This window comes from Arthrobacter sp. Y3223166 (genome assembly GCF_059090935.1).
The window spans coordinates 1-26,788 of the sequence record NZ_JBNHGE010000037.1; the positions used below are offsets into that span (position 1 = coordinate 1).

Annotated in this window: 24 protein-coding genes; 2 read left to right on the top strand and 22 right to left on the bottom strand. The window is 69.9% G+C overall.

The genetic code is table 11. The features are described from left to right. Nucleotides 1-6: 6 nt before the first annotated feature. From pyrF to rpsD, 19 genes are all read right to left on the bottom strand, one after another. On the bottom strand, nt 7-882 hold the full coding sequence (gene pyrF, locus AC5RUH_RS13700; RefSeq protein ID WP_494073877.1) for an orotidine-5'-phosphate decarboxylase: 876 nt from the start codon (nt 880-882) through the stop codon (nt 7-9). Further along, the gene (gene carB / locus AC5RUH_RS13705) at nt 875-4,174 is read right to left on the bottom strand and encodes a carbamoyl-phosphate synthase large subunit (protein WP_494073876.1); all 3,300 of its coding nucleotides are present in this window, start codon (nt 4,172-4,174) and stop codon (nt 875-877) included. The genes pyrF and carB overlap by 8 nt, the downstream gene beginning before the upstream one ends. After that, a complete protein-coding gene (gene carA / locus AC5RUH_RS13710; RefSeq protein ID WP_494073875.1) occupies nt 4,174-5,379 on the bottom strand; it encodes a glutamine-hydrolyzing carbamoyl-phosphate synthase small subunit in 1,206 nt (401 codons plus the stop codon). The genes carB and carA overlap by 1 nt, the downstream gene beginning before the upstream one ends. 8 nt (nt 5,380-5,387) lie before the next feature. Further along, nucleotides 5,388-5,888 (bottom strand): PH-like domain-containing protein, encoded by a 501-nt coding sequence (locus tag AC5RUH_RS13715; protein ID WP_494073874.1) that lies wholly within the window; start codon nt 5,886-5,888, stop codon nt 5,388-5,390. Between the two features lies 1 nt (nt 5,889). Then, nucleotides 5,890-7,218: a dihydroorotase gene (locus AC5RUH_RS13720; protein WP_494073873.1), complete on the bottom strand. Its 1,329-nt coding sequence runs from the start codon at nt 7,216-7,218 to the stop codon at nt 5,890-5,892. Next, a complete protein-coding gene (locus AC5RUH_RS13725) occupies nt 7,215-8,219 on the bottom strand; it encodes an aspartate carbamoyltransferase catalytic subunit (RefSeq protein WP_493999802.1) in 1,005 nt (334 codons plus the stop codon). The genes AC5RUH_RS13720 and AC5RUH_RS13725 overlap by 4 nt, the downstream gene beginning before the upstream one ends. Beyond that, complete coding sequence (gene pyrR / locus AC5RUH_RS13730; protein ID WP_493999803.1) at nt 8,216-8,809, bottom strand: bifunctional pyr operon transcriptional regulator/uracil phosphoribosyltransferase PyrR; 594 nt, start codon at nt 8,807-8,809, stop codon at nt 8,216-8,218. Before pyrR ends, AC5RUH_RS13725 begins: the two co-directional genes overlap by 4 nt. A 232-nt stretch (nt 8,810-9,041) precedes the next feature. Next, the gene (gene nusB / locus AC5RUH_RS13735; protein ID WP_493999804.1) at nt 9,042-9,461 is read right to left on the bottom strand and encodes a transcription antitermination factor NusB; all 420 of its coding nucleotides are present in this window, start codon (nt 9,459-9,461) and stop codon (nt 9,042-9,044) included. Next, nucleotides 9,461-10,024: an elongation factor P gene (gene efp, locus AC5RUH_RS13740; RefSeq protein ID WP_493977527.1), complete on the bottom strand. Its 564-nt coding sequence runs from the start codon at nt 10,022-10,024 to the stop codon at nt 9,461-9,463. Before efp ends, nusB begins: the two co-directional genes overlap by 1 nt. Before the next feature lie 341 nt (nt 10,025-10,365). After that, on the bottom strand, nt 10,366-11,463 hold the full coding sequence (gene aroB, locus AC5RUH_RS13745; RefSeq protein WP_494049895.1) for a 3-dehydroquinate synthase: 1,098 nt from the start codon (nt 11,461-11,463) through the stop codon (nt 10,366-10,368). Beyond that, nucleotides 11,460-12,002, bottom strand: a complete 543-nt coding sequence (locus tag AC5RUH_RS13750; protein ID WP_493999806.1) for a shikimate kinase — start codon at nt 12,000-12,002, stop codon at nt 11,460-11,462. Before AC5RUH_RS13750 ends, aroB begins: the two co-directional genes overlap by 4 nt. Beyond that, complete coding sequence (gene aroC / locus AC5RUH_RS13755; RefSeq protein ID WP_494128862.1) at nt 12,002-13,201, bottom strand: chorismate synthase; 1,200 nt, start codon at nt 13,199-13,201, stop codon at nt 12,002-12,004. The genes AC5RUH_RS13750 and aroC overlap by 1 nt, the downstream gene beginning before the upstream one ends. A 32-nt stretch (nt 13,202-13,233) precedes the next feature. Then, the gene (locus AC5RUH_RS13760) at nt 13,234-14,148 is read right to left on the bottom strand and encodes a shikimate dehydrogenase (RefSeq protein ID WP_494014135.1); all 915 of its coding nucleotides are present in this window, start codon (nt 14,146-14,148) and stop codon (nt 13,234-13,236) included. Then, nucleotides 14,145-15,704, bottom strand: coding sequence for an endolytic transglycosylase MltG (gene mltG, locus AC5RUH_RS13765; RefSeq protein WP_494014051.1), 1,560 nt, complete (start codon nt 15,702-15,704; stop codon nt 14,145-14,147). Before mltG ends, AC5RUH_RS13760 begins: the two co-directional genes overlap by 4 nt. After that, nucleotides 15,701-16,273: a Holliday junction resolvase RuvX gene (ruvX, locus tag AC5RUH_RS13770; protein WP_494014052.1), complete on the bottom strand. Its 573-nt coding sequence runs from the start codon at nt 16,271-16,273 to the stop codon at nt 15,701-15,703. Before ruvX ends, mltG begins: the two co-directional genes overlap by 4 nt. Nucleotides 16,274-16,281: 8 nt before the next feature. Beyond that, the gene (alaS, locus tag AC5RUH_RS13775) at nt 16,282-18,960 is read right to left on the bottom strand and encodes an alanine--tRNA ligase (RefSeq protein WP_494014053.1); all 2,679 of its coding nucleotides are present in this window, start codon (nt 18,958-18,960) and stop codon (nt 16,282-16,284) included. 75 nt (nt 18,961-19,035) lie between these two features. After that, nucleotides 19,036-19,269, bottom strand: a complete 234-nt coding sequence (locus AC5RUH_RS13780; protein WP_494014054.1) for a DUF6167 family protein — start codon at nt 19,267-19,269, stop codon at nt 19,036-19,038. Between the two features lie 18 nt (nt 19,270-19,287). Further along, nucleotides 19,288-19,671 carry a DUF948 domain-containing protein gene (locus tag AC5RUH_RS13785; protein WP_493999812.1) on the bottom strand — a complete coding sequence of 128 codons (384 nt, stop codon included), beginning with the start codon at nt 19,669-19,671 and terminating at the stop codon, nt 19,288-19,290. A gap of 251 nt (nt 19,672-19,922) precedes the next feature. Next, nucleotides 19,923-20,549, bottom strand: coding sequence for a 30S ribosomal protein S4 (rpsD, locus tag AC5RUH_RS13790; protein WP_493967703.1), 627 nt, complete (start codon nt 20,547-20,549; stop codon nt 19,923-19,925). 270 nt (nt 20,550-20,819) lie between these two features. Here rpsD and dtd point away from each other — a divergent pair, with 270 nt between their 5' ends. Then, nucleotides 20,820-21,272: a D-aminoacyl-tRNA deacylase gene (dtd, locus tag AC5RUH_RS13795; protein ID WP_494014056.1), complete on the top strand. Its 453-nt coding sequence runs from the start codon at nt 20,820-20,822 to the stop codon at nt 21,270-21,272. 50 nt (nt 21,273-21,322) lie between these two features. On the opposite strand, the gene AC5RUH_RS13800 is transcribed toward dtd, so the two are convergent. The 3 genes from AC5RUH_RS13800 to aspS form a co-directional block, all read right to left on the bottom strand. Next, nucleotides 21,323-22,747 (bottom strand): replication-associated recombination protein A, encoded by a 1,425-nt coding sequence (locus tag AC5RUH_RS13800; protein WP_494049894.1) that lies wholly within the window; start codon nt 22,745-22,747, stop codon nt 21,323-21,325. A 52-nt stretch (nt 22,748-22,799) separates the two neighbouring features. After that, complete coding sequence (locus AC5RUH_RS13805; protein WP_494049893.1) at nt 22,800-23,411, bottom strand: GNAT family N-acetyltransferase; 612 nt, start codon at nt 23,409-23,411, stop codon at nt 22,800-22,802. Between the two features lie 82 nt (nt 23,412-23,493). Then, nucleotides 23,494-25,290 (bottom strand): aspartate--tRNA ligase, encoded by a 1,797-nt coding sequence (gene aspS, locus AC5RUH_RS13810; protein ID WP_494023019.1) that lies wholly within the window; start codon nt 25,288-25,290, stop codon nt 23,494-23,496. Between the two features lie 211 nt (nt 25,291-25,501). On the opposite strand from aspS, the gene AC5RUH_RS13815 reads away from it, so the two are divergent. After that, on the top strand, nt 25,502-26,788 hold a 1,287-nt coding region (locus tag AC5RUH_RS13815; protein ID WP_494128863.1), incomplete at its 3' end, for an APC family permease.

The window sequence follows — 26,788 nt, forward strand, 5'->3', positions numbered from 1 at the left end:
GGCTGCTCAACCCGAGAGGCCCGCCAGGCCGGCCAGGGTGCGGTCCGCGGCGGCGCGCAAGCCGGCGGTGTCCGGGCCCGCCCGGAGGATGTCCCGGCTGGAGGTGGCCAGGACATTCCCGACGGCGGAGCCGAAGGCCGCCGCAATATCCGCCCCGGTGGCGCCCTGGGCGCCCAGCCCCGGGGCCAGCAACGGCCCGTTGACCGCGGCGAGGTCCAGCCCGAGCCGTTCCATCACCTCGGCCCGGACCGTGGCGCCGACCACCAGGCCCACGGAGCCCAGCTCCCCGGCGCGCCCGGCCTCGGCGTTGTCCGCCGCGGCCGCTTCCGCGATCCGGGCGGCCACGGACTCGGCGCCGCCGACGTGCTGCACGCTGGCGCCCTCCGGGTTGGAGGTCAGCGCGAGCACGAACACCCCGCGGCCGGTTGCCGACGCCAGGTCCAGCGCCGGCCGCAGCGATTCGTACCCGAGGTAGGGGCTGAGCGTCACGGCGTCGGCCGCCAGCGCCGAGCCGTCGCGCAGCCACGCGTCGGCGTAGGCGGCCATGGTGGAGCCGATGTCGCCGCGCTTGGCGTCGGCGATGGTCAGGGCACGGGTCTGGGCCGCGGCCGCCAGCAGCTTCTCCAGCACCGCCAGGCCGGCGGAACCGTGCCGTTCATACAGGGCCACCTGGGGCTTGAGGGCGGCGGCCTGCTCCCCCACCGCGTCCAACACGGTGAGGGAAAAGCGTTCCAGCCCTCCGGCGTCGTCGTTCAGTCCCCAGGCGGAGAGCAGCGACGGATGCGGGTCGATCCCCACGCACAGCGGCCCGCGGGCCTCCATCGCCGCCCGCAGCCGCTGCCCGAAGGTGGCGCGCTGCGGCCGGGCGTGCGGCTCAGGCATGGAAGGCGGCCTTCAGGTTCTCCGCGTGCTCCTGCAGGCTGGTGACGTCCCACTCGTACTGGCGCATCGCTTCGATGGCCTGGATGGCGGCGCCGAACTCGGACACAGTGGTGATGATCGGCGTGCCCACCGACGTCGCCGCCGCGCGGATCTCGTAGCCGTCGCCGCGGGCCTGGCCGCCCGAGGGGGTGTTGAGCACGAGTCCGATCTGGCCTTCGGTGATCAGGTCGACGATGGTGCCCTCGCCGTCGTCGGACCGTCCCTCGGCGACCTTCCGCACCGTGGTGGACTGGATGCCGTTGCGGCGCAGCACCTCCGCCGTGCCGCCGGTGGAGAGGATTTCGAAGCCCAGGTCCACCAGCAGCTTCACCGGCATGATGATGGAGCGCTTGTCGCGGTTGGCCACCGAGACGAACACCTTGCCGGACGTGGGCAGGGCGCTGCCGGCCGCGGCCTGGCTCTTGGCGAACGCCGTGTCGAAGTACTTGTCGATGCCCATCACCTCGCCGGTGGAGCGCATTTCCGGCCCCAGCAGCGAGTCGACCACGGTGCCCTCCGGCGTGCGGAAGCGGCTGAACGGGAGCACCGCTTCCTTCACCGCCACCGGTGCCTCCAGCGGCAGCCGGGAACCGTCGCCGGTCTCGGGCAGCACCTTGTAGACGCTGCGCAGCATGTCGATGTCCACGCCGGTGCCGATCAGCGCCGCGGCCTTGGCCAACTGCACGCCGGTGGCCTTGGACACGAACGGGACGGTGCGGGAAGCGCGCGGGTTGGCCTCGATCACGTAGAGCACGTCGGCGGCCAGCGCGAACTGGATGTTGATCAGGCCGCGCACCCCCACGCCCTCGGCGATGGCGGCGGTGGCCTTGCGCACCCGGTCCAGCACGTCGGCGCCCAGGGTGATCGGCGGCAGTACGCAGGCGGAGTCGCCGGAGTGGATCCCGGCCTCCTCGATGTGTTCCATGATGCCGCCGACGTAGAGGTCCTTGCCGTCGTAGAGGGCGTCGACGTCGATCTCGATGGCGTCTTCCAGGAAGCGGTCCACCAGCACCGGATGGTCCGGCGTGATCTCGGTGGCGTTGGCGATGTAGCGCGACAGGTTGGCCTCGTCGTAGACGATCTCCATGCCGCGCCCGCCCAGCACGTACGACGGGCGGACCAGCACGGGGTAGCCGATCTCGTCGGCGATCTTCTTCGCTTCCTCGAAGGAAACCGCCGTGCCGTTCTTCGGTGCTACCAGCCCGGCCGAATCCAGCACCCGCTGGAAGGCGCCGCGGTGCTCGGCCAGGTCGATGGCCTCCGGCGAGGTGCCCAGGATCGGGATGCCGGCGTCCGCCAGCGCCTGCGCCAGCTTCAGCGGGGTCTGGCCGCCCAGCTGCACGAACACGCCGAGCACGCCGCCGGTGCGCTCCTCCGCCGCGATGACCTCCAGCACGTCCTCGAGCGTGAGCGGCTCGAAGTACAGGCGGTTGGAGATGTCGTAGTCGGTGGAGACGGTCTCCGGGTTGCAGTTGATCATGACCGTCTCGTGCCCGGCCTTGCGCAGCGCCATGGTGGCATGGACGCAGGAGTAGTCGAACTCGATGCCCTGGCCGATCCGGTTGGGGCCGGAACCGAGGATGATCACCGACGGCTTCGCGTGCAGCTCGACCTCGTCCTCCTCGTCGTAGGACGAGTAGTGGTACGGGGTGTAGGCGGCGAATTCGGCGGCGCAGGTGTCCACCGTCTTGAACACCGGACGGATGCCCAGCGCGTGACGGACCCCGCGGACCACTGCCTCGCTGGTGTGGCTGAGCTTGCCGATCTGCTCATCGGAGAAGCCGTGCCGCTTGGCCAGCCGCAGGATGTCCTCGGTCAGCGCCGGCGCGCGGCGGATTTCGGTGGCCACCTCGTTGATCAGCTGCAGCTGGTCCAGGAACCACGGGTCGATCGCCGTGGCTTCAAAGACCTGCTCGACGGTGGCACCGCCGAGCAGCGCGCGCTGCACCATCGAGAGCCGCTCGGTGGACCCGACCCTGGACTTGGCCAGCAGTTCGGGCACGTCATAGTCGTTGACCGGGTCGAACTCGAGCTGCGACCCCTTCTGCTCCAGCGACCGCAGCGCCTTCTGCAGCGCCTCGGTGAAGTTGCGGCCGATGGCCATCGCCTCGCCGACGGACTTCATGGTGGTGGTCAGCGTCGGGTCGGCGGCCGGGAACTTCTCGAACGCGAAACGCGGAACCTTGACGACGACGTAGTCCAGCGTCGGTTCGAAGGCGGCCGGGGTCTGCTGGGTGATGTCGTTGGGGATCTCGTCCAGCGTGTACCCGAGCGACAGCTTGGTGGCGATCTTGGCGATCGCGAAACCGGTGGCCTTGGAGGCCAGCGCGGAGGACCGGGAGACGCGCGGGTTCATCTCGATCACGACGACGCGGCCGGTGTCCGGTTCGATGGCGAACTGGATGTTGCAGCCGCCGGTGTCGACGCCGACTTCGCGGATCACCGCGATGGAGATGTCGCGCAGCTTCTGGAACTCGCGGTCGGTCAGCGTCATGGCGGGGGCGACCGTAATGGAGTCGCCGGTATGCACGCCCACCGGATCGAAGTTCTCGATCGAGCACACGACGACGACGTTGTCGTTCTTGTCGCGCATCATCTCGAGCTCGTATTCCTTCCAGCCCAGGATGCTCTCTTCGAGCAGCACCTCGCTGGTGGGACTGTACTGGATGCCGGCCCCGGCGATCCGGCGCAGGTCGTCCGCGTTGTAGGCCATCCCGGAGCCGAGGCCGCCCATGGTGAAGGACGGGCGCACCACCATCGGGTAGCCCAGTTCCTCCGCCGCGGCGAAGGCCTCGTCCATCGAGTGCACGATCACGGACTTGGCGGACTCCGCGCCGCAGCGCTCCACCACGCCCTTGAACTTCTCCCGGTCTTCGCCGAGTTCGATGGCGGCGATGTTGGCGCCGATCAGCTCCACGTTGTACTTGTCAAGCACGCCGTTCTTGTCCAGCGCTATCGCGGTGTTCAGGGCGGTCTGGCCGCCCAGCGTGGGCAGCACGGCGTCCGGGCGCTCCTTGGCGATGATCTTTTCGACCACCTCCGGGGTGATCGGCTCCACGTAGGTGGCGTCGGCGAACTCGGGGTCCGTCATGATCGTGGCGGGATTGGAGTTGACCAGGATGACCCGCAGGCCCTCCTCCTTCAGCACCCGCAGCGCCTGCGTGCCGGAATAGTCGAACTCGGCGGCCTGTCCGATCACGATGGGACCGGAACCGATGACCAGGACGGACTTCAGATCTTCTCTCTTGGGCATTACTTGCTTTCCTTCGTGGTCTCGGAAGCGGTCCCGGTCTGGTTTCGGCGGGAGTTCATCAGGTCGGTGAAGCGGTCGAACAGGGGCGCCGCATCGTGCGGCCCGGCAGCCGCCTCCGGGTGGTACTGGACGGAGAAGGCGGGGATGTCCAGGCAGTTCAGGCCCTCGACGACGTCGTCGTTGAGGCAGACGTGGCTGACTTCGACCCGGCCGAAGCGCTCCTCCGGGGCCAGGGTGGGCCCGTCCAGCGGGGCGTCGACGGCGAAGCCATGGTTCTGCGAGGTGATTTCGACCTTTCCGGTGCGCCGGTCCATGACCGGCACGTTGATGCCGCGGTGGCCGTAGCGCAGCTTGTAGGTGCCGAAGCCCAGGGCGCGGCCCAGGATCTGGTTGCCGAAGCAGATGCCGAAGAACGGCAGGCCGGCGTCGAGCACCTTGCGCAGCAGCAGCACCTGGCGGTCGGCCGTGGCGGGGTCGCCGGGCCCGTTGGACATGAACATGCCGTCGGGCGCGAGGGCCTGGATGTCGTCGAAGCTGGCGGTGGCGGGCAGCACGTGCACCCGGATCCCGCGCTCGGCGAACCGGACGGGGGTCATGGCCTTGATGCCCAGGTCGAGGGCGGCGACGGTGAACCGCGGCTCCCCGTCCCAGCCGTGGTCGGCCGGGTCTACGGTGTAGGCCTCGGTGACGCTGACCTCTTCGGCGAGCCGGGCGCCTTCCATTGCCGGCTGCGCGGTGACCTCGGCCAGCAGCTCCGCGGCGGGGCGGGCGGCCGCGTCGCCGGAGAAAATGCCGGCCTTCATGGCGCCGCGTTCGCGCAGGTGGCGGGTCAGGGCGCGGGTGTCCACTCCCTGGATGCCCACGATGCCCTGGTTGACCAGTTCGTCGTCCAGGCTGCGCTCGGAGCGCCAGTTGGAGGGCCGGCGGGCGGGGTCGCGGACCACGTAGCCGGCTACCCAGATCTTGCGGGATTCCGCGTCGTCGTCGTTCACGCCGGTGTTGCCGATGTGGGGTGCGGTCTGCACCACCAGCTGGCGGGCGTAGGACGGGTCGGTGATGGTCTCCTGGTAGCCGGTCATGCCGGTGGAAAAGACCGCCTCGCCCAGCGCGGTGCCCTGCGCGCCGTAGCTGCGGCCGCGGAAGGTCCGGCCGTCTTCGAGTACCAGCAGCGCCGGTGCGGAGAGGAAAGTTGTTTCTGCGCTCACGATAGGTCCTAGTCTTCCTGTACGGCGGGTAGGTATGTCTGCAGCTGCGCCAGCAGCGGTTGTTTGTCGGCGGCCTGCCGGGTGCGGAAGGCCGTGTCGACCTCGCGCTCCCCCAGCTTCCACGTGATCACGGCCAGGCCCTCGGACTCCACGAACTTGCCCACCATGCCGCTCTCGGTGCGGACGTCGGAGATGCTTCCGGCCGGAATGTAGAGGTCCGTGGAGCCGGGCCACTCGATCAGCACGCCGTGCGGATAGGTCCGCAGCGCCGCCTTGGTCCGGATGCCGAGGCCGTGGACGGCGACGCGGTCCAGCCAGTCCCCCGCCGTCGTCGTGACCACGTACATGCCTTCGTAGTAGCCGGTCGGGTTGGCTGTGTCCGCCGGGACCTGCGGCAGCGGCGCGATGTCCCGCTGCCGTTTGACCCGGTTGCGCCAGCCGACGCCCAGCAGCACCATGAGCACGACGGCGACGGCGAGCATCACCAGGCCCGCTTGCATCTGGTTCATCTCAGGCCTCCCCTGCCGGGCGTGCCGGGGTGTTCAGGGCGCCGTCCAGCACCGTGGGGTGTCCGTTGAGGAACGTGGCGACCACGCGGCCGGGCAGCTCCCGGCCGGCGAACGGCGAGTTCCTGCCCTTGGTGGCCATGACCGAGGGGTCCACCGTCCAGCGGGCCGCGGGGTCCACGAGGGTGATGTTGGCGGCCGATCCGGCGGCCAGCGGCTGGCCCTGGCCGGACAGCCGGCCGATCCGGGCCGGCATGGCGGAGGTGATCCGGGCGAAGTCGGCCCAACCGATCAGGCCGGATTCGATCATGGTGTGCTGCACGACGGACAGCGCGGTTTCCAGCCCGGTCATGCCCATGGCTGCCTGCGCCCACTCGCACTCCTTCGCCTCGGAGGGGTGCGGCGCGTGGTCGGTGCCGATGACGTCGATGGTGCCGTCGGCCAGGCCGGCGCGCAGGGCCTGCACGTCCTCGTCGGTGCGCAGCGGCGGGTTGACCTTGTAGACCGGGTCGTAGCTGCGGACCAGTTCGTCGGTCAGCCACAGGTGGTGCGGCGTGACCTCGGCCGTGACCTTGATCCCCCGGGCCTTGGCCCAGCGGATGAGCTCCACCGATCCGGCCGTGGAGACGTGGCAGACGTGCAGGCGGGAGTCCACGTGCTGGGCCAGCAGCACGTCGCGGGCGATGATGCTCTCCTCCGCGACGGCCGGCCAACCGGTCATGCCCAGCACCGCCGAAACGGTTCCCTCGTTCATCTGCGCCCCGTCGGTCAGCCGCGGCTCCTGGGCGTGCTGGGCGATCACGCCGTCGAACGCCTTGACGTACTCCAGCGCGCGGCGCATCAGCACCGGGTCCGACACGCAGATCCCGTCGTCGGAAAAGACCCGGACCCGGGCCCGGGAGTCGGCCATCGCGCCGAGTTCGGCGAGCCGTTCGCCGGCCAGGCCCACGGTCACGGCGCCCACCGGGCGGACATCGGCCCAGCCGGCGGTCCGGCCCAGCGTGTATACCTGCTCGACCACGCCGGCGGTGTCGGCCACCGGCGTCGAATTGGCCATCGCGTGCACGGCCGTGAAGCCGCCCAGGGCCGCGGCCCGGGTGCCGGTCTCCACCGTCTCCGCGTCCTCGCGGCCCGGCTCGCGCAGGTGTGTGTGCAGGTCCACCATGCCCGGCAGCGCGATCAGCCCGTCGGCATCGATGTCGACGGCGCCGGCCGCGCTCAGGCCGGTGCCCGCCTCCGCGATTCTCCCGCCGCGGAGCAGCAGGTCGGCACGCTCGCCGCCGGTCAGCGAAGCCCCGCGGATCAGGTAGGTGGTTTCGCTGGACTCGGTCACTTGGCCTCCTGGGTGGCGGTGGGAGCGGGGGCGGCGGATTCGGTGCCGCCGGAGAGCAACAGGTAGAGCGCGGCCATCCGCACGGCAACCCCGTTGCGTACCTGGTCCAGCACGGTGGACCGCGGCGAGTCGGCGGCCGCCGAGGAAATTTCCAGCCCGCGGTTCATCGGGCCGGGGTGCATGATGATGGTGCCGGCGCGGCCGGAGGCGTCCAGCGCCGCCAGGCGGCGGTCGTCGAACCCCCAGCGGCGCGAATACTCCTGCGTGGACGGGAAGTAGGCGGCGTTCATCCGCTCCCCCTGCACGCGCAGCATCATGACGGCGTCGGTGCCCTCGGCCAGCGTGGCGTCCAGGTCGTAGCTGATCGTGCACGGCCACTGGCGGCTGCCCACCGGCAGCAGCGTCGGCGGGGCGACCATGGTGACCTCGGCGCCGAGGGTGCGCAGCAGCCACAGGTTGGAGCGGGCCACGCGGGAGTGCAGGATGTCCCCGACGATGGCCACCTTCATGCCAGCGAGGTCGCTCCCGGCCGAGGCCGTGCCCGTGAGCCTGGCCCAGGTGCGCCGCAGCGTGAACGCGTCCAGCAGCGCCTGGGTGGGGTGTTCGTGGGTGCCGTCGCCGGCGTTCACCACGGCGGCGTCGATCCAGCCCGAGCCGGCCAGCCGCGCCGGCGCCCCGGAGGCCCAATGCCGGATGACGACGGCGTCCGCGCCCATCGCCTCCAGGGTCTGGGCGGTGTCTTTGAGCGATTCGCCCTTGGAGACCGAGGATCCCTTGGCCGCGAAGTTGATGACGTCGGCCGAGAGCCGCTTGGCGGCGGCTTCGAAGGAAATGCGGGTGCGGGTGGAGTCTTCGAAGAAGAGGTTGACCACGGTTCGGCCGCGCAGCACGGGCAGTTTCTTGACCTCGCGCTGGGAGACCGCGGACATCTCCTCGGCAGTGTCGAGGATCTGCACCGCGTCCTGCTTGGCCAGGTCCGCGGTGGAGAGCAGGTGTTTCATGCGCTGACGTCCTCGATCACTACTTCGTCGGCCGCCGGTGCGCCGTTGTTGGTGTCGGTCTCGGCCAGCCGGACCCGGACCTTTTCCTTGGAAGAGGTGGGAAGGTTTTTGCCGACGTGGTCGGCGCGGATCGGCAGTTCGCGGTGCCCGCGGTCCACCAGCACGGCCAGCCGCACGATCCGTGGCCGGCCCAGATCCACCAGGGCGTCCAGGGCGGCGCGGATGGTGCGCCCGGAATAGAGCACGTCGTCGACCAGCACCACGACCTTGTCGTCGATGCCCTCGGCCGGCAGCTGGGTGGGCAGCGGCGAACGCGTGGGATGCCGGCGCAGGTCGTCGCGGAACATGGTCACGTCGAGCTGGCCGATGATTTTGTCGGCGGCGACGGAGGGGTCGGCGGCGGCGATCTTGGCGGCCAGCCGCCGGGCCAGCGGGTAACCGCGGCGCGGGATGCCCAGCAGGACCAGGTCCTGGGAGCCTTTGTTCGCCTCGAGGATCTCGTGGGCGATACGGGTCAATGCGCGGTTGATGTCCGCTTCGGCAAGTACAACGCGCGACGATGCCGGCTGCGCCGGGTGGTCCGTGTTCATCTGTTGCCGCCTCCTTCCCCGCCTCGCTGGACGGAATTTAAAGGTTGCTTGCGCCCTCAAAATTACCATGCCCGCCTCCGCTCCTGTCGTTCGTGACGGCTGTGCGACGGCGATGCGCGGACGATGTGCGCAAGCTCACCTGCGCGGTGCGGAGGTGCCGGACGCGGCGACGGCGGGTGCCCGGAATGCGGGCACCCGCCGTCGCGCGTGGGGATGGTGGCTGCGGGCCGGGTCAGGCCAGGAGCGTGGGCTTGAGCTGCTGCAGCCGGCCCAGCAGCCCGTTGACGAAGGACGGCGACTCGTCGGTCGAGAGCGTTTTGGCCAGCTCGACGGCCTCGCTGACCGCGACGCCGTCGGGGACGTCGTCGTTGTAGAGCAGTTCCCAGGAGCCGACCCGCAGGATAATCCGGTCCACCGCGGGCATCCGTTCCAGCGTCCAGCCCTGGGCGTAGGTGGCCAGGAACTCGTCGATGGTCGGCTGCAGGGCGGCGACCCCCTCCACAATCTGGGCGGTGTAGGGGTTGATCACCTGGTCGGTGTTGCCGCGACCGGCCAGCGCATCGGCCGGGGACACGCCGCGCTGTTCGGCTTCAAAGAGGACGTCGACGGCCCTGCGGCGGGCTTTGCCGCGGGCAGAAGTGGGAGCACTCACTAGTCGTTGACTCGTCCCAGGTAGTCGCCGGTGCGGGTGTCGACCTTGACCTTGGTGCCGGTCTCCAGGAACAGCGGAACCTGGATCTGGTAGCCGGTCTCCACGGTGGCGGGCTTGGTGCCGCCGGTGGAACGGTCGCCCTGCAGGCCGGGCTCGGTGTACGTGATCTCCATGACCACGGAGGCGGGCAGCTCGATGTAGAGCGGGATGCCGTCGTGCATGGCGATGTTGACCTTGATGTTTTCCAGCAGGAAGTTCTCGTCGTCGCCGACCACCGGGCCGGGAACGGTGACCTGGTCGTAGTCCTGCACGTCCATGAAGACGAAGTCGTCGCCGTCCTTGTACAGGTAGGTGTAATCGCGGCGGTCAACCGTGGCGGTCTCGATCTTCAGGCCGGCGTTGAACGTCTTGTCCTGGATCTTGCCGCTGACGACATTCTTGATCTTGGTGCGCACGAACGCGCCGCCCTTGCCCGGCTTCACGTGCTGGAACTCAATGACGTTCCACAGCTGGCCGTCCAGCTTCAGCACGGTGCCGTTCTTGATGTCGTTGGTCGTGGCCACAGTTTCACTTTCCTCGATGATGGCGGGCCGCGGGCGGAAAGTCCGCCCGGCCCGGAGCGAAGTCCAGCAGACATTCTACCTGCTGGCGGGTTGCCGCCCGAAGACGGGCCCTGCGGACGGGCTGGCCGCGCCTTGGCCCGGAGCGGCCCTGGCGGCCGGCAACGCCAGCCGCTGCCGCGGACAGGGTGCGCGGTTGCGTCCCACGTTTGGCCCTAACTGCCCACGTCTCGGCCGCGTGAAGGGCCCCGACGTGCGGCGATGTATGGGCCGCCCAGCCAAACGTGGGAGCGGATCCAAGGCGCGCCGGACCCCTGCGCCACCTCCGGCGCCGGCGTCGGGGGCTACTCGGCGATCTCTTGGTAGGCGGCGAACAGCAGCGAGGTGTCCGGCACGTCCAGGATCCCGGGCTTGGCCAGGCCGTCCAGCACCACGAACCGCAGCAGGTCGCCGCGGGCCTTCTTGTCGCGCTTCATCCCGTCCAGTAGCGCGGCCCAGCGGTCGCGGCGGTACGTCACGGGCAGCCCGAGCGACGTCAGGATCGCCTGGTGCCGGTCGGCGGTGGCGTCGTCCAGCCGGCCCACCATCCGGGACAGCTCGGCGGCAAAGGCCAGGCCGATAGAAACGGCCGCGCCGTGGCGCATCTGGTAGCGCTCGGCCAGCTCGATCGCGTGGCCGAGGGTGTGTCCGTAATTCAGGAACTCCCGGCGGCCGGACTCGCGCAGGTCGGAGGAGACTATCCCGGCCTTGACCCGGATGGACCGCTCGATGATCTCCCGCAGCTGCGGCGTGCCGGCGGTGCTGGCGGCCTTGGGGTCCGCTTCGATCACCTCCAGGATGGCCGGGTCGGCGATGAAGCCGCACTTGACGGCTTCGGCCAGGCCTGTGACCAGTTCGTTGGGCGGCAGCGTCTGCAGCGCGTCCAGGTCGGCCAGCACCGCGGCCGGCGAGTGGAACGCGCCGACCAGGTTCTTGCCCTCGGCGGTGTTGATGCCGGTCTTGCCGCCCACCGCGGCGTCGACCATGCCCAGCAGGCTGGTGGGGATGTGCACCACCTTGACGCCGCGCAGCCAGGTGGCGGCCACGAAGCCGGCCACGTCGGTGACCGCCCCGCCGCCCACGGCCACGATGGCGTCCGAGCGGGTGAAGTCGTTCTGTCCCAGCACCTGCCAGCAGAACGAGGCCACCTGGATGTGCTTGCCCTCCTCGGCGTCCGGAATTTCGGCGGTCAGCGCCTCCAGCCCGTTGGCGGCCAGGTCCTCGCGCACCGCGTCGCCGGTGGCACGCAGCGCGCGCGGGTGGATCACCAGGACCTTGCGGACCCGCTCCCCCAGCACCTGCGGCAGGCGGCCCAGCAGCGCGTGGCCGACGACGACGTCGTACGCCTCCTGGGGCGTGGTCCCGGTGACCGGGATGGTGGTTGCCTCGGCGGTGTTGCTCACTGTTCGTGCCTTTCATCAAGCAGTTGTCTCAGTTCGGCCAGCAGTTGCTGCTGTGATTTGCCGCGGGTGTCCAGCACCAGGTCCGCCAGCCGCTCGTAGACCGGCCGGCGTTGCCCGAAGGTCTCGATCCAGCGGCCCACGGGGTCGCCGGCCAGCAGCGGCCGGCCGGTGTCCTTGATGATGCGCGGCCGCACGGTATCCACGTCGATGTCCAGGAAAACCACGGTGCAGTCGGCCAGCAGTTGCTGGGTGCCGGTGTCCAGGATGGCGCCGCCGCCCAGCGAGACCACGGCGGGCGGCCGGCCGGCGGCGAGCAGTGCGGCCACTTCGCGGGCCTCGAGCTCGCGGAAGGCGTGCTCGCCCATCGAGGCGAAGATCGCGGTGATCGGACCGTGGCGTTCGACGAGCCGCTTGTCGCTGTCGGCGAAGGCGAGGCCGTGCCGGCTGGCGAACTGGCTGCCCAGCGTCGACTTGCCGGACGCCATCGGGCCGATCAGGACCAGGTGGCGCCGCAGCTTGAGCGGCTGCCCGGCTGCCATTAGCGGCCGATCGAATCCAGCGACTCCGGGATCGCCGCCAGATAGGACCGGAGGTTGCGTGCCGTCTCGCTCACGGAGTCGCCGCCGAACTTCTCGGTCACGGCCTCGGCGAGTATCAGGGCCACCATCGCTTCGGCGACAACGCCGGACGCCGGCACCGCGCAGACGTCCGAACGCTGGTGGTGGGCCTTGGCGGGCTCCCCGGTGGTGACGTCGATGGTGGACAGCGCGCGCGGCACCGTGGCGATCGGTTTCATGGCCGCCCGGACGCGCAGGGTCTCCCCGATGCTCATGCCGCCCTCGATACCGCCGGCCCGGTTGCTGGCCCGCACGATGGTGCCGTCTTCGTCGCGGACGATCTCGTCATGGGCTTCCGATCCGCGGCGGGCGGCGGTGAGAAAGCCGTCGCCGACCTCCACGCCCTTGATGGCCTGGATTCCCATCAAGGCGGCGGCCAGGCGGGCGTCCAGCCGGCGGTCCCAGTGCACGTAGCTGCCCAGTCCCGGCGGCAGGCCGTAGGCCAGCACCTCGACCACGCCGCCCAGGGTTTCGCCGTCCTTGTGCGCCTGGTCCACTTCCAGCACCATGGCCTCGGACGTCTCGGCGTCGAAGCAGCGCAGCGGATCTTCGTCCAGTGCCAGGACATCGCCCGGCCCTGGAAGCGGGCAGCCTTCGGGCACGGAGACCCGGCCCACCGCGGTGGTGTGGCTGACCAGCCGGATGCCCAGCGCGGCGAGGAACTTCGCGGCCACGGTACCCAGGGCCACGCGGGCCGCGGTCTCCCGGGCGCTGGCCCGTTCCAGCACGGGGCGGGCTTCGTCGAAGCCGTACTTCTGCATGCCCGTGAAGTCGGCATGGCCCGGCCGGGGCCGGGTGAGCGGGGCGTTGCGGGCCAGGTCCGCCAGGGCCGCCGGATCCACCGGATCGGCGGACATGACGGTTTCCCACTTGGGCCATTCGGTGTTGGCAACCTCGATGGCCACCGGGCCGCCCTGGGTCAGGCCGTGGCGGACGCCGCCCACCAGGGTGACCTGGTCCTTTTCGAACTTCATCCGGGCGCCGCGGCCGTAGCCGAGACGCCGCCGGGCCAGGGCATCCTGGACCTCGGCCGCGGTCAGTTCGACGCCGGCAGGGACGCCTTCAATAATGCCCACCAGGGCCGGACCATGGGATTCACCGGCGGTTAACCAACGCAACATGGTTTCAATACTGCCATGCATCGGCGGGCTGTTTAGCGCCGCGGTGCACCTACCGCGTCACACATCACATTTGTGACTTCGGCGGCGTCGGTGAAGCGATCGCCGGCGAACAAGCGCACCTGTTCCACGGCCTGGTAGATGAGCATTTCCAAACCATGGACTACCGATCCGCCGTGGCGCTGCCAGACGGCTGCCAGGTCGCTGGGCCAGGGATCGTAGGCGACGTCGAGCAGCACGCGTCCGCTCCGGTCCGTTCCGGCCTGCGCCGCCAGCTCCGCGGCCAGTGAATCGGCTGCGCGCGGCGGCAGTGTGCAGATTACCGTCCCGGCCTGCCGCAGCGCGTCGGCCGCCTGGTCCCATCCGGCCACCCGCAGCGGCAGGCCAACGTGCCGGGCGATGCGTTGCACGCCCCCGGCGCCGGCCGGATTCCGCAGGCACAGGGTCACCTCGGACGGTTTGAGGTCCGCCAGCGCAGCCGCGGCCGCGGCCGCGGTACCGCCGCCACCGAGGATCACCGCCGCCCCGCCCTCTGCGACACCGCCGTGGCGCAGCGCGCCGACGATGCCGGCCACGTCGGTGTTGTGGCCGGAGAGCGTCACCCGGCCCCCGCCGTCGTACTCGGGAACCACGGTGTTGAGCACCCCCAGCACGTCCACCAGTTCGCTGACCCGGTCCATCTGGCCGACCATGGCGGCCTTCAGCGGCATGGTCACCGACAGCCCGGCCCAGTCCCGCTCCGCGCGCAGGTTCCGGACGAACTGCGGCACGCGGTCCTCCGTGAGATCGATGGCCCGGTAGCTGCAGTCGAAGCCGATCAGCTCATAGGCCGCGCGGTGCAGGGCCGGCGACCGGGAGTGGTCGATCGGATGGCCGAGCACCGCCGCCTGGTACTGCCGGGAAGCGGGCCGCGTGCCGGCCGGCGCGCCGTCCGCGGGACGGGCCGTCAACTGCACCGGCCCTCTTCCTGCTCGCTGCACCACTGCAGGTATTCCTTGGTGTACGCGTTGTGCTCCGCCAGTGTCTCGGCGAACTTGGTCTCGCCGGTGTCCAGGTTGACCGTCACCCAGTAGTAGTAGGGGACGTCGGCCGGATTGGCGGCCGCGTCGATGGCAGGCCCGCCGGGTGAGTTGATCGGCCCGGCCGGCAGCCCGGTGTGCGCGTACGTGTTGTACGGATTGGACTTGTCGGCCTTCTCCTCGGGCGTGATGTCGTAGCCCTTCCGGCCCAGCCCGTAGGTGACCGTGGCGTCGGACTGGATCAGGCCGTTCGTTTCGGTGTTGTCGGGCTTGAGCCGGTTCTGGATGGCCCCGGCGACCTTGGCGTAGTCGGCCTCGCCCGCCTCGGCTTCGATGATGCTCGCGATGGTCAGCACCCGGAACTGTTCCTGCGGATCGGTGATGCCGTCCGCGGTCAGCCGCTCCTTGGTGTTGGCGACCAGTTCGGAGATGATGTCCTCCGCGGTGGCGTCCAGCGGCCAGCGGTATTCTCCGGGGAACAGGTACCCTTCCAGGTTCCGTGCGTCCTTGGGCAAATCGAACTGCTGCGGATTCTTGGCCAGCTCCGCGAACTCGGAGGCCGGGATCTTCGTGCCCTTGCTCAGGGCGTCGAACACCTCGTTCTGCCGCCAGGTGCGGTTGATGGCAACGTAGGAAACCTTCTCCCCCACGTCCGCGAGCAGGATGGCGGCCGCGTCGGCGGCGGGCAGCTTGTACTGCATCTCGTAGTCGCCGGGCTGGACCTCGCGGCCGTTGGCCTGGCTGGCCAGCTCGCCGAGGAATATTTCGCTGTTGGAGACGATGTCCTGCTCCACGAGGGAACTGGCGATGGCCAGCGGGCCGGCGCCTTGTTCCACGGTGAAGGTTACCTGCCCCTCCCCGGGGCCCGCGTAGTCTTCGGGGCCGCCGCCCATGCCGAGCAGGTTCTGCAGGAACAGCACGACGCCGACCAGACCGGCGGCGAAGACGGCGAACACCACCAGCATGATCGTGTTGCGCCGGCGGCGGGCGCGCTGCTTGCTGCGGGCCGGGCCCTTGCGGCCGGGCGCCGGTTCGTCCTCGAAAAAGTCCAGCCGGCCGTCGTGGTAGACCTGTCCGTCGTCCTGGTACACGACGCCGTCGTCGGCGACGTCCCAGTTTTGCTCCGCGTCGCCGTCCTCGGCGGGAACCTGCTGCTGGACCACGGTGGCCGGCTCCGGTTCATGCCAGGCGGCGGACCGTTCGTCCTCGATGATGGGTTCCGGCTCGTCCCAGCCGGCCGCAACCGGTGCGTCCCCCACGCCGGCCTCCGGCTCGTCCCGAGCGGGGGCGACGGGGGCCGCGGGCGTGGCGGGGTGGGCGGGCGGAGAAGGCCATGCCTCGTCCGCGGGCGCTTCCTCCCATTCGGGTACGGCGTCGTCGTCCCAATACGGCGGGACGGTGTCGTCGAAGCGCGGGTCGGCGGCCTGGCGGCCGCGTGCGGCGCGCCGGGACGGCAGGTTGTTCCAGTCGTCGGGGTGCTTGCTCATGTCCCGGGGTCCCCGCTTCGGTCATGTCCGTGCGAAATCGTCGGCTCCTCATGGCTGGCAGCCGGCACATGGCTGCCGGCGGGCGGTGCGACAGGTGTCCCCACGTCCTGCCCTTGGGCCCGTTGCATGTCAATAGCCTGCTGCAGTATACCCACTGCGGCTACCTGATCAACTACTTTACGATGTTGACGTGTATCCATACCAGCCTCCCGCAGTCCGCGGTGCGCCGCCACGGTCGTCAGGCGCTCGTCGATCAGGTTGACCCGGGCGGCTGACCCCGCCCCGGCCAGCGCTGCGGCCAGCTTCCGGGCGTAGTCGCGGGCCATTTCGGTGGAGGCCGAGTCGCCGCCGGAGAGGGTGCGCGGCAGCCCAACGAACACCTGCACGGCGTCCCGCTCGGCGGCCTCCCGCACCAGGACCCTGACGTCGCTGTCTTTCTTGGCGTCGCGCTTCAGGGTGCGCACCGGGGTGGCCAGGATCCCGTCCGGATCGCAGCTGGCCACGCCCACGCGCACCGCGCCGACGTCGACACCAAGCTTGGTGCCGTGCGGATAATCGGGAACAGACACCGGATGCCCTAGCGGTTGGCGACCGCGGCCGTCACGGCGGCCAGTGCCTCGTCGATCTTGGTGGCATCGGACCCGCCGCCCTGCGCGACGTCGTCCTTGCCGCCGCCTCCGCCGCCCAGTACTCCGGCGGCGGTCTTGACCAAGGCGCCGGCCTTGACACCCGCGGCACGGGCGGCTTCGTTGGTGGCCACCAGGATCAGGGGCCGGCCGTTGGCCACCCCCGTCATCGCCACGGTGACCGGGTCGGAGCCCAGCCGCGTCCGCAGGTCCAGGGCCAGGCTGCGCAGGTCGTCCGCGCCGCTGAGTTCGCCGGCATGGTGCGCCAGCAGCCGGACCCCAGCCACATCCTGGGCCTGGGCCACCAGCGAGGCGGCCGAGGCGGCGAGCTGTTCCTTGCGGAGCTTGTCCAGCTCCTTCTCCACGGACTTGAGCTTGGCCAGGGTGGCGGAAATCCGCTCGGGCAGCTGTGCCCCCGGCACCTTCAGCATTTCGGAGAGTTCGTTCACCAGCGCGCGCTCGGCGGCCATGTGGCGGAAGGCCTCCATGCCCACGAACGCCTCCACGCGCCGGTTGCCCGAACCCACCGATGCCTCGCCCAGCAGGGTCAGCGAACCGATCTGCGAGGTGGCCTCCACATGGGTGCCGCCGCAAAGTTCGCGGGACCACGCGCCGTCGATCTCCACCACGCGCACGGTGTCCCCGTAGGCCTCGCCGAACAGCGCCATGGCGCCCAGCTCGCGGGCCTGGGCCAGGGGCATGACGCGGGTCTGGACCTCGAAGTTGTTGCGGATGGCCAGGTTCGAGACCTCTTCGACCTCCGACTTGGCGGCGTCGGAGAGGCCCTCGCCCCAGGAGAAATCGAAGCGCAGGTAGCCGGCCTTGTTGAAGGAACCGCGCTGCAGCGCCTCCGGGCCCAGGATCTGGTGCAGGGCCGCATGGATGATGTGCGTGCCGGTGTGCGCCTGCTCGCCGGCCTGGCGTCGCTGGGCGTCGACGGCGGCCTGCACCGTGGCGCCGGAGGGCAGTTCGCCCTCGCGCACCACGGCCTTGTGCACGCTCAGGCCCTTGACGGGCTTCTGCACGTCGAGCACTTCGACCACGAACCCGTCGCCGGTGATCAGCCCGACGTCCGCGGCCTGCCCGCCGGCCTCGGCGTAGAACGGGGTGGCGTCGAGCACCAGTTCGATTTCCTCGCCCTGGCCGGCGAAGCCGCGCACTTCGCCGCCGCGGACGATGCCTCGCACCGTAGATTCGGTGGTGAGTTCGTCGTAGCCGGTGAAGACGGTCTCGCCGTCGGCGAGCATCTCGCGGAAGACGGTCACGTCGGCGTGGCCCAGCTTCTTGCCGCGGGCGTCGGCCTGGGCGCGCTCGCGCTGTTCGGCCATCAGCGTGCGGAATCCGGCCTCGTCCACCTGCAGGCCGGCTTCCTCGGCCATCTCGAGGGTCAGGTCGATCGGGAAGCCGTAGGTGTCGTGCAGGGTGAAGGCGTCCTCGCCGGAGATCGGCTTGGCGGCGGCCTTGGATTCCTTCACGGCCTCCTCGAGCCGCGCGGTGCCGGAGGCAATGGTGCGCAGGAACGCCTTCTCCTCGGCGTAGGCAATCCGGCTGATGCGCTCGAAGTCCTCGGCCACTTCCGGGTAGGTGCCCTTCATCGCATCCCGGGAGACCGGCAGCAGGTCCGGCAGGCAGGCGCGTTCCACGCCGAGCAGGCGCATGGCGCGCACCGCGCGGCGGATCAGCCGGCGCAGCACGTAGCCGCGGCCCTCGTTGGAGGGGGTCACGCCGTCGGAGATCAGCATCAGGGAGGAGCGGATGTGGTCGGCCACCACGCGCATTCGCACATCGTCGCCGTGGTGCGGGTCGTCGTCGGACTCGGCGCTGGTGTACTCCTTGCCGGAGATCTCCGCGGCCTTGTCCAGCACGGGGCGGACCTGGTCCGTCTCGTACATGTTCTCCACGCCCTGCAGAATCATCGCGAGGCGTTCCATGCCCAGGCCGGTGTCGATGTTCTTCTGCGGCAATTCGCCCAGGATCTCGAAGTCTTCCTTGCCGATGCCGGCGCCGCGCTGGTACTGCATGAAGACCAGGTTCCAGATTTCGATGTAGCGGGTCTCGTCGGCGATCGGGCCGCCCTCGATCCCGTACTCCGGGCCGCGGTCGTAGAAGATTTCCGAGCAGGGGCCGGCCGGGCCGGGCTGGCCGGTGGACCAGTAGTTGTCCTTCTTGCCGGACTTCTGGATCCGCTCGGCCGGAACGCCCACCTGGTCGCGCCAGATGGCCAGTGCTTCCTCGTCCTCTTCGTACACGGTGATCCAGAGCTTCTCCGGCGGCAGGCCGTAGCCGCCCTGCTCCACCGGGCTGGTCAGCAGTTCCCAGGCCATCGCGATGGCCTGTTCCTTGAAGTAGTCGCCGAAGGAGAAGTTGCCGCACATCTGGAAGAACGTGCCGTGCCGGACGGTCTTGCCGACCTCTTCGATGTCCGCGGTGCGGATGCATTTCTGCACGCTGGTGGCGCGCGGGTACGGTGGCGTCTCGCGGGCGGTCAGGTACGGGATGAACGGCACCATGCCGGCCACGGTGAACAGCAGCGAGGGATCCGGCGACACGAGGGACGCGGAGGGGACCACGGAATGGCCCTTCTTCTCGAAGAAGTCGAGCCAGCGGCGGACAATCTCATGGGATTTCATGGTGCCTGTGTCTTACCTTCCGGGGTGCAATACGGTTGTGGGCGCCGGGCTGCGGCTTCGGTGACCGTAAAAAACTTATCGCTTGCGGACGTCGTCGGCGGAATCGATGCCCAGGGCCAGGCGCAGGTCGGTTTCACGTTCCTGCATGCCGTCGCGGACCGCGTCGGCGAAGTTGGCCACGGAGTCGGCCACCTGTGCCAGGGCGCGGTTCAGGCCCGCCGGGCCCAACGCCTCACGCGTTTGGGACACCTTGCGTACCGCGAGCACGCCGATCGCCACGCCGGCGGCCATCCAGATTATTCGCTTCATGTGGGTTCCTCTTTCCGGTCAGCGGCCGCGGCGGCGCTTGCCCTCGGGCGCGCCCTTGCCGGCGGAATTGAAGGCGCTGCGCACACCGTAGGAGAAGGCGGCCACCTTGATCAAAGGCGAGCCCAGGGTCGCGGAGACCAGCGAGGTCAGGGCCGACAGGTTGGCGGAGGCGTCCGAGACGTGGTTGGAGATCCCGTCGACCTTCCTGAGCTGTTCGTTGGTGGTGCTCACAGTGGTGGTCACTTCGCCGATCAGCGGCGTGGTGCCGTCGCTGATGTCCCGGATTGCCTGGCGCAGCTCGTCAAACACCTTGCCGAGCTTCCAGACCGGTATGGCCAGCAGGGCCACCAGCACCGCGAACACGCCCGCGGCGATCAGACCGGCGATATCTCCACCTGACATGGGCTCAAACGCTCCTATTTGTTGGTTCTTGGCGTACTCCGGTTCCGCGCGCGGCATGGGCGGGCCATCGGCTGCGGGTTCCGGCTAACGACGGCGGGGCGCACCTGGACGCAGGCACCGTACCGCCACTGACAACACCTTACCTACTGAACAGCCCGCGGCGATGCCGCGGGCTGTTCTGCGCCGACCCCGCGCACGGGGACGGCATCTCGCAGGTGCTGTCCCGGGGTTTCACGCCCGGGACAACGGGCCTAGCGAGCGTAGTATTCGACCACCAGCTGCTCTTCGCAGGTCACGGGGACCTCGGAGCGCTTGGGGCGGCGGACCAGGCGGGCCTGCAGCTTCTCCAAAGCGACATCCAGGTACGCCGGAACGTTGGGGAGCACGTCGCGGTGAGCGCCGGCAGCTGCCACCTGGAACGGGGGCATCTTCTCGGAGCGCTCGTGGACGTGGATCAGCTGGCCTTCGGAAACGCGGAAGGACGGGCGGTCCACGCGCTTGCCGTCAACCATGATGTGGCGGTGCACCACCAGCTGGCGGGCCTGGGCAATCGTGCGGGCAAAGCCGGCACGCAGCACCAGGGCGTCAAGACGCATTTCCAGCAGCTCGATCAGGTTTTCACCGGTCAGGCCGGCGGTGTTGCGGGCTTCCTCGAAGACACGGGTCATCTGTGCTTCGCGGATGCCGTACTGGGCACGCAGACGCTGCTTCTCGCGCAGACGTACGGCGTAGTCACTGTCCTGCTTGCGGCGGGCGCGTCCGTGCTGGCCGGGGCCGTACGGGCGACGCTCCATGTACTTCTCAGCCTTGGGCGTCAGGGCAATGCCAAGGGCACGCGAAATGCGGACCTTGCGGCGGGCTCGTGTGTTGTTAGCCACGATGTCCTTCCAGTTATGTGCGGTGCAATGGTTTGCTGGCCTCCATGTATCGGAGAGCGTTGGTCAACCGCTACCTTCAGCTACAGTCCGTTCGCGGCACGCGTCTGGCCCCACCTCTGATGTGATCCGGGGTTTGACGGCGCGTGAAGAACGGCTTGCCAGTCAGCCAACCATTCTAGCAGCAGCTCGGGTTGCTGCCGCACGCGTCCGGGTGCCGGCTTCCGGCCGCCGCCATTCGTGCGGAGGGGCGGCTTTGCCTAGGCTGGGTCCATGCGAGCCATTTTGCAGCGCGCCAGCCGCGCCAGCGTCAGTGTCGACGGCGCCGTGGTGGGCGCCCTGCCAGGTCCCGGACTGGTGGTGCTGGTCGGCGCCACCCACACCGACACCCCTGACGACGCCGTGGCGCTGGCGCAGAAGACCTGGCAGCTGCGGATCCTCGACGGCGAGCAGTCGTGTGCCACGGCCGGCGCCCCGCTGCTGGTGGTCAGCCAGTTCACCCTGTACGCCGATACCCGCCGCGGCCGGCGGCCGTCCTGGTCGGCGGCCGCCCCGGCGGCGGTCGGCGAACCCTTGGTGGAGGACTTCGTGGCGGCGCTGCGGGTGCTCGGCGCGCAAGTCGAAACCGGAGTGTTCGGCGCCATGATGGAGCTGGAGCTGGTGAATTCGGGCCCGTTTACCATCAGCCTGGACACGGAGGACTTCGGCAAGCCGCGCCGCGATTAGGTTTTGCACGGCCGGGCACCGCCGTCGTTGGAGCCCGGGCACCGCCGTCGTTATCCGCCGCGGATGATCTTCCGCAGCCGGTCCACCCGGGCGGAGATCTCCCGCTCGGCGCCGTTGGTGGTCGGTTCGTAGTAGTTCCGGCCCACCAGGTCGTCGGGTGCGTACTGCTGGGTGGCGATCCCGTGCGGGGCATCGTGCGAGTACACGTAGCCCTTCCCGTGGCCCATCCCCTTGGCGCCGGCGTAGTGGGAGTCGCGCAGGTGCACGGGAACTCCCTGGCCGCGTCCGGCGCGCACGTCCGCCACTGCCGCGTTGATCGCCAGGTAGCAGGCCGGCGACTTCGGTGCGGTGGCGATGTGGACCACGGCCTGGGCCAGCACCAGCCGGGCCTCGGGCATGCCGATCAGCTGCACGGCCTGGGCGGCGGCGACGGCCGTCTGCAGCGCGGTGGGGTCGGCCATGCCGACGTCTTCGGACGCATGGACTACGATCCGGCGGGCCACGAACCGCGGGTCCTCCCCCGCCTCCAGCATCCGGGCCATGTAGTGCAGCGCCGCGTCCACGTCGGAACCGCGCATCGACTTGATGAAGGCGCTGGTGATGTCGTAGTGCTGGTCGCCGGCCCGGTCGTAGCGCAGCGCGGCACGGTCCATGGCACGCTCGGCATGGGCGAGCTCGACGAGGACCGGGGCGCCGTCCTCGCCGGTTCCGCCGGACTCGCCCCAGGCCACTCCGGCGGCGGCTTCCAGCGCGGTGAGGCCGCGGCGCGCGTCGCCGGCGGCCAGCCGCACGAGGTGTTCCAGTGCCTCGTCGCTCAGGGCCACCCGCCCGGCCAGCCCGCGCTCGTCCGCCACGGCCCGCACCAGCAGGGACTCGATGTCGTCGGCGGTCAGCGGCTGCAGCGTCAGCAGCAGCGAGCGGGACAGCAGCGGCGAGACCACGGAGAACGACGGGTTCTCGGTGGTCGCGGCGACCAGCACCACCCAGCGGTTCTCGACGCCGGGCAGCAGCGCGTCCTGCTGCGCCTTGTTGAAGCGGTGGATCTCGTCCAGGAACAGCACGGTGGTAATCCGGTGCAAGTCGCGGGCGGTCAGGGCCTCGTCCATCACCCGGCGCACGTCCTTGACGCCGGCGGTGATGGCGGAGAGCTCCACGAACTTGCGGCCGGGACCGCGGGCGATCACGTGCGCCAAGGTGGTCTTGCCGGTGCCCGGCGGGCCCCACAGGATCACCGAGGACGGCCCCGCCGGTCCGGTGGCCGCACCGCCGGCGGCCAGCAGCCGCAGCGGCGATCCCGACTGGAGCAGGTGCTGCTGGCCGACCACGTCGTCCAGCGTGCGCGGCCGCATCCGGACCGCCAGCGGGCTGCGCGGACGCCCGGATCCGGCGTCGGCCTCGCCGTCGGAATCCGGTCCCCGGCCGTCGCCGTCGTAGTCTTCATCGTCGCCCGCGGCGGCACTGAACAAGTCACTCACACGTCAAGGCTATCGTTGCACCCTGACGCCCGGGGACCGGCCGCGCTATTCCCTAAAAGTCGATGCGCATCACGGCGCGGCGGGGCGTGGGGCGTGTGACCTCCCGGAACCCCGCGGCGCTGAAGATACTGTGGCTGCCCACGTACAGTTCGCCCCACGTCAGCCGCTGCCCGGGCTTGGGGATGAGCGGGTAGCCCTCGATGGCGCGGGCGCCGTTCTCCTTTGCCCAGGCGGCGGCCGCGGAAGCCAGGGCCCGGCTGATGCCGCGGCGCCGGAAGCCGGTCCTGGTGGTGAAGCACACCGCCGCCCACACCGTCCCGTCGTCGGGGTCTTCGTCGCGTCCGGCCCACACCACTCTGCTGGTGCTCAGGCGCCGGTAGGCCGTCCGGGGTTCCACGGCGCACCAGCCGGCCGGCTCGCCGTCCAGATAGGCCACCAGGCCGCTGGTGGAACCGGCCTCTGGATCACCGCACCGGGTTTCGGCCCGGAGCCGGAAAGCCCGTTCCTCGACCAGCTCCTCCCGCCACCGGGCCGCCGGGGTCTGGAACCACTGGCATTGGCAACGCGCCGCTTCGCCGCGGGTGCCGAAGACTGCCTGCAGGTCCTCCCAGGAGGCTTGGTTTGCGGGGACGACGGCGACGCCGGCGCCGGTAGCTGTCTGCATGCTCCCAGCAGACAGCACGGCGGGCACGCACCGCAAGGGGCGCGCGCCCGCCGTCGTACGTCAGGGACGGATCAGTGCCCGGCTACTCCGCCTTGGCCCCGGCCTCCTTGGCCGCGTCCTTGGGCTGCGGCTTGGCGTCGACGCCGGCTTCCTTGCGCTGCTGCGGCGTGATCGGTGCCGGCGCCGCGGTCAGCGGGTCGTAGCCGCCGCCGGTCTTCGGGAAAGCGATGACCTCGCGGATGGACTCCTCGCCGGCCATCAGGGCGACCACACGGTCCCAGCCGAAGGCGATGCCGCCGTGCGGCGGGGCGCCGTACTTGAAGCCCTCCAGCAGGAAGCCGAACTTGGTCTGCGCGGACTCCTTGTCCAGCCCCATCACCTTGAACACGCGTTCCTGCATGTCCCGCTGGTGGATACGGATGGAGCCTCCCCCGATTTCGTTGCCGTTGCAAACGATGTCGTAGGCGTAGGACAGCGCCGACTCCGGGTCGGTGTCGAACGTGTCCATGAACTCCGGCTTCGGCGAGGTGAAGGCGTGGTGCACGGCCGTCCACTTGCCGCCGCCCACGGCCACGTCGCCGGAGGCGACGGCCGCCTCGGCAGGCTCGAACATGGGCGCGTCGACCACCCAGACGAACGCCCAGTCGCCCTCGTTGATCAGGCCGGTGCGGTGGCCGATTTCCACGCGAGCCGCACCCAGCAGCGCTCGCGAGGCGGCACGGTCGCCGGCCGCGAAGAAAATGCAGTCGCCGGGGTTGGCGCCCACGGTGCCCGCGAGGTTCTCGCGCTCGAAGTCGGTGAGGTTCTTGGCCACCGGGCCGGTCAGCTCCCCGTCCTCCTGGACCAGCACGTAGGCGAGGCCCTTGGCGCCGCGCTGCTTGGCCCACTCCTGCCAGGCGTCCAGGGTGCGGCGGGCCTGCGAGGCCCCGCCGGGCATCACCACCGCACCCACGTAGGGCGCTTGGAAGACTCGGAACGTGGTGTCCTTGAAGAATTCGGTCAGCTCGGTCAGTTCCTGGCCAAACCGCAGGTCCGGCTTGTCCGAACCGTACTTGTCCATCGCCTCGGCGTAGGTCATCCGCGGGATCGGGGTGCTGATTTCGACGCCGATCAGCCGCCACAGGGCCTGCACGATCCGCTCGCCCAGGGCGATGATGTCGTCCTGGTCCACGAAGCTGGCCTCGATGTCCAGCTGGGTGAACTCCGGCTGGCGGTCGGCGCGGAAGTCCTCGTCGCGGTAGCAGCGGGCAATCTGGTAGTACTTCTCGAAGCCGCCCACCTGCAGCAACTGCTTGAACAGCTGCGGGGACTGCGGCAGCGCGTACCAGGCCCCCGGGGCCAGGCGCGCCGGGACCAGGAAGTCGCGGGCGCCTTCGGGCGTCGAGCGGGTCAGCGTCGGGGTCTCGATCTCCACGAATCCGTCGCCGTGCAGGAGTTCGCGCGCCACCCGGTTGGCTTCCGAGCGCAGCCGCAGCGCCTTCGAGGGGCCCGGCCGGCGCAGGTCCAGGTAGCGGTGCTTGAGGCGGGCCTCCTCGCCCACCTCCACATGCTCGTCCACCTGGAACGGCAGCGGGTCGGCGGTGTTGAGGACGACGACGTCCTCGGCCATGACCTCCACCTCACCGGTGGCGAGGGCCGGGTTCTCATTGCCCTCCGGGCGCTTCTCCACGGTGCCCTTGATCTGCAGCACGTATTCATTGCGGAGCGAATGGAACACGTCCTCCTCGCGGACTACTACCTGCGCCACACCGGAGGCGTCGCGCAGGTCAAGGAACGCCACACCACCGTGGTCGCGGCGGCGGGCCACCCAGCCGGCGAGGGTAACGGTTTGTCCGATGTGCTCGGCCCTGAGGGTGCCGAGGTCGTGTGTGCGCAGCACAACAGTCCTTCCGGTAGAACGATTCGCTCATCTGTTCGCCGCCCGCTGTTTACCTGGTGCGGCGGCGGGGTACGGCTATGGTGAGTGGAGATGTAGACGAGTTTACCGTTGATCAAGCTGCGCCCCGGACCTCGGCTGCCGTCGCGCGAGGGGAAATGGCCCGGACCGGCCGGCCGGCGCGGGGCGCAGCGGGCAAGGAGCTGGAGCAACTGTGAGTAGTGAATCGTCGCTGGAACGCCGCCTCGGCGGGGTCGACGCGACCACCGTGGGCGTCGGATCCATGATCGGTGCCGGCGTTTTCGTGGTGTTTGGTCCCGCGGCCGCCGCGGCCGGTTCGTGGCTGCCGCTGGCGCTGGGCATCGCGGCGTTCGTGGCCTATTGCAACGCGGCGGCGACTGCGCAGCTGGCCGCCCTCTACCCCACCAGCGGCGGCACGTACATTTACGGACGGAAGCGGCTGGGCGAATGGCCCGGCTTCCTGGCCGGCTGGAGCTTCGTGACCGGCAAGATTGCCTCCTGCGCGGCCATGGCCCTGACCTTCGGCCTCTACGTTTTCCCGGAGTATGCCACGGCCGCTGCCGTGGCCGCGGTCGTCGTGCTGACCTCGATCAACCTGCTGGGCATCACCCGGACCGCTTGGGTGACCCGGTGGATCGTGTCGTTCGTGGCCGCCGTGCTGGTGTTCGCGGTCGTTGTGGCCTTCGACGCCGATCCGGTCGGGGTCCCGGGCGGGCAGATCGCCGCGTCCCCGTATGGTGTGCTGCAGGCCGCGGGGCTGTTCTTCTTCGCCTTCGCCGGCTACGCCAGAATCGCCACCATGGGCGAAGAGATCCGGGAACCAAAGAAGCTGATTCCGCTCGCTATTTTCTCCGCGCTGCTGATTACCTTCGTGCTCTACGTGCTGATCGGCCTGGGACTGCTGCGCTACCTGGGACCCGAGCTGCTGGCGGAGAGCGATGCCCCGCTGCGCGCCGTCATGGAGGAGGTCGGCGGCGGCGTGGGCACCACGGCCATGGGCATCGCAGTCGCCCTCGCCAGCCTGGGCGCCCTGCTGGCGCTGATCGCCGGTGTCGGCCGGACCACGTTCGCCATGGCCCGGGAAGGCGACCTGCCGCGCGTCTTCGCCACGGTGGGCACCCGGTTCAAGGTTCCGTGGGTGGCGGACCTGGTGGTGGCCGCCGTCGTCATTTTCCTGCTGCTCACCCAGGATGTGCTCGCCGTGGTGGGGCTCTCCAGCTTCGGCGTGCTGATTTACTACAGCGTCACGAATGCGGCCGCCCTCACCCTCGACGAGCGGCCCTGGCACGCGCCGAAACTGCTGAATGTCGCAGGGCTCCTCGGCTGCCTGCTGCTGGCCTTCACCCTGCCGGTCACGTCCGTGGTGATGATGCTGGCCGTGCATACGTCGCCGCGGGTGGACGGCAAGCTCATCATGGACAAGCTGGATCAGATGAAGACGGATCCGGCGGTGTGCGCCGCCGTCGAGGCCCAGAACGTG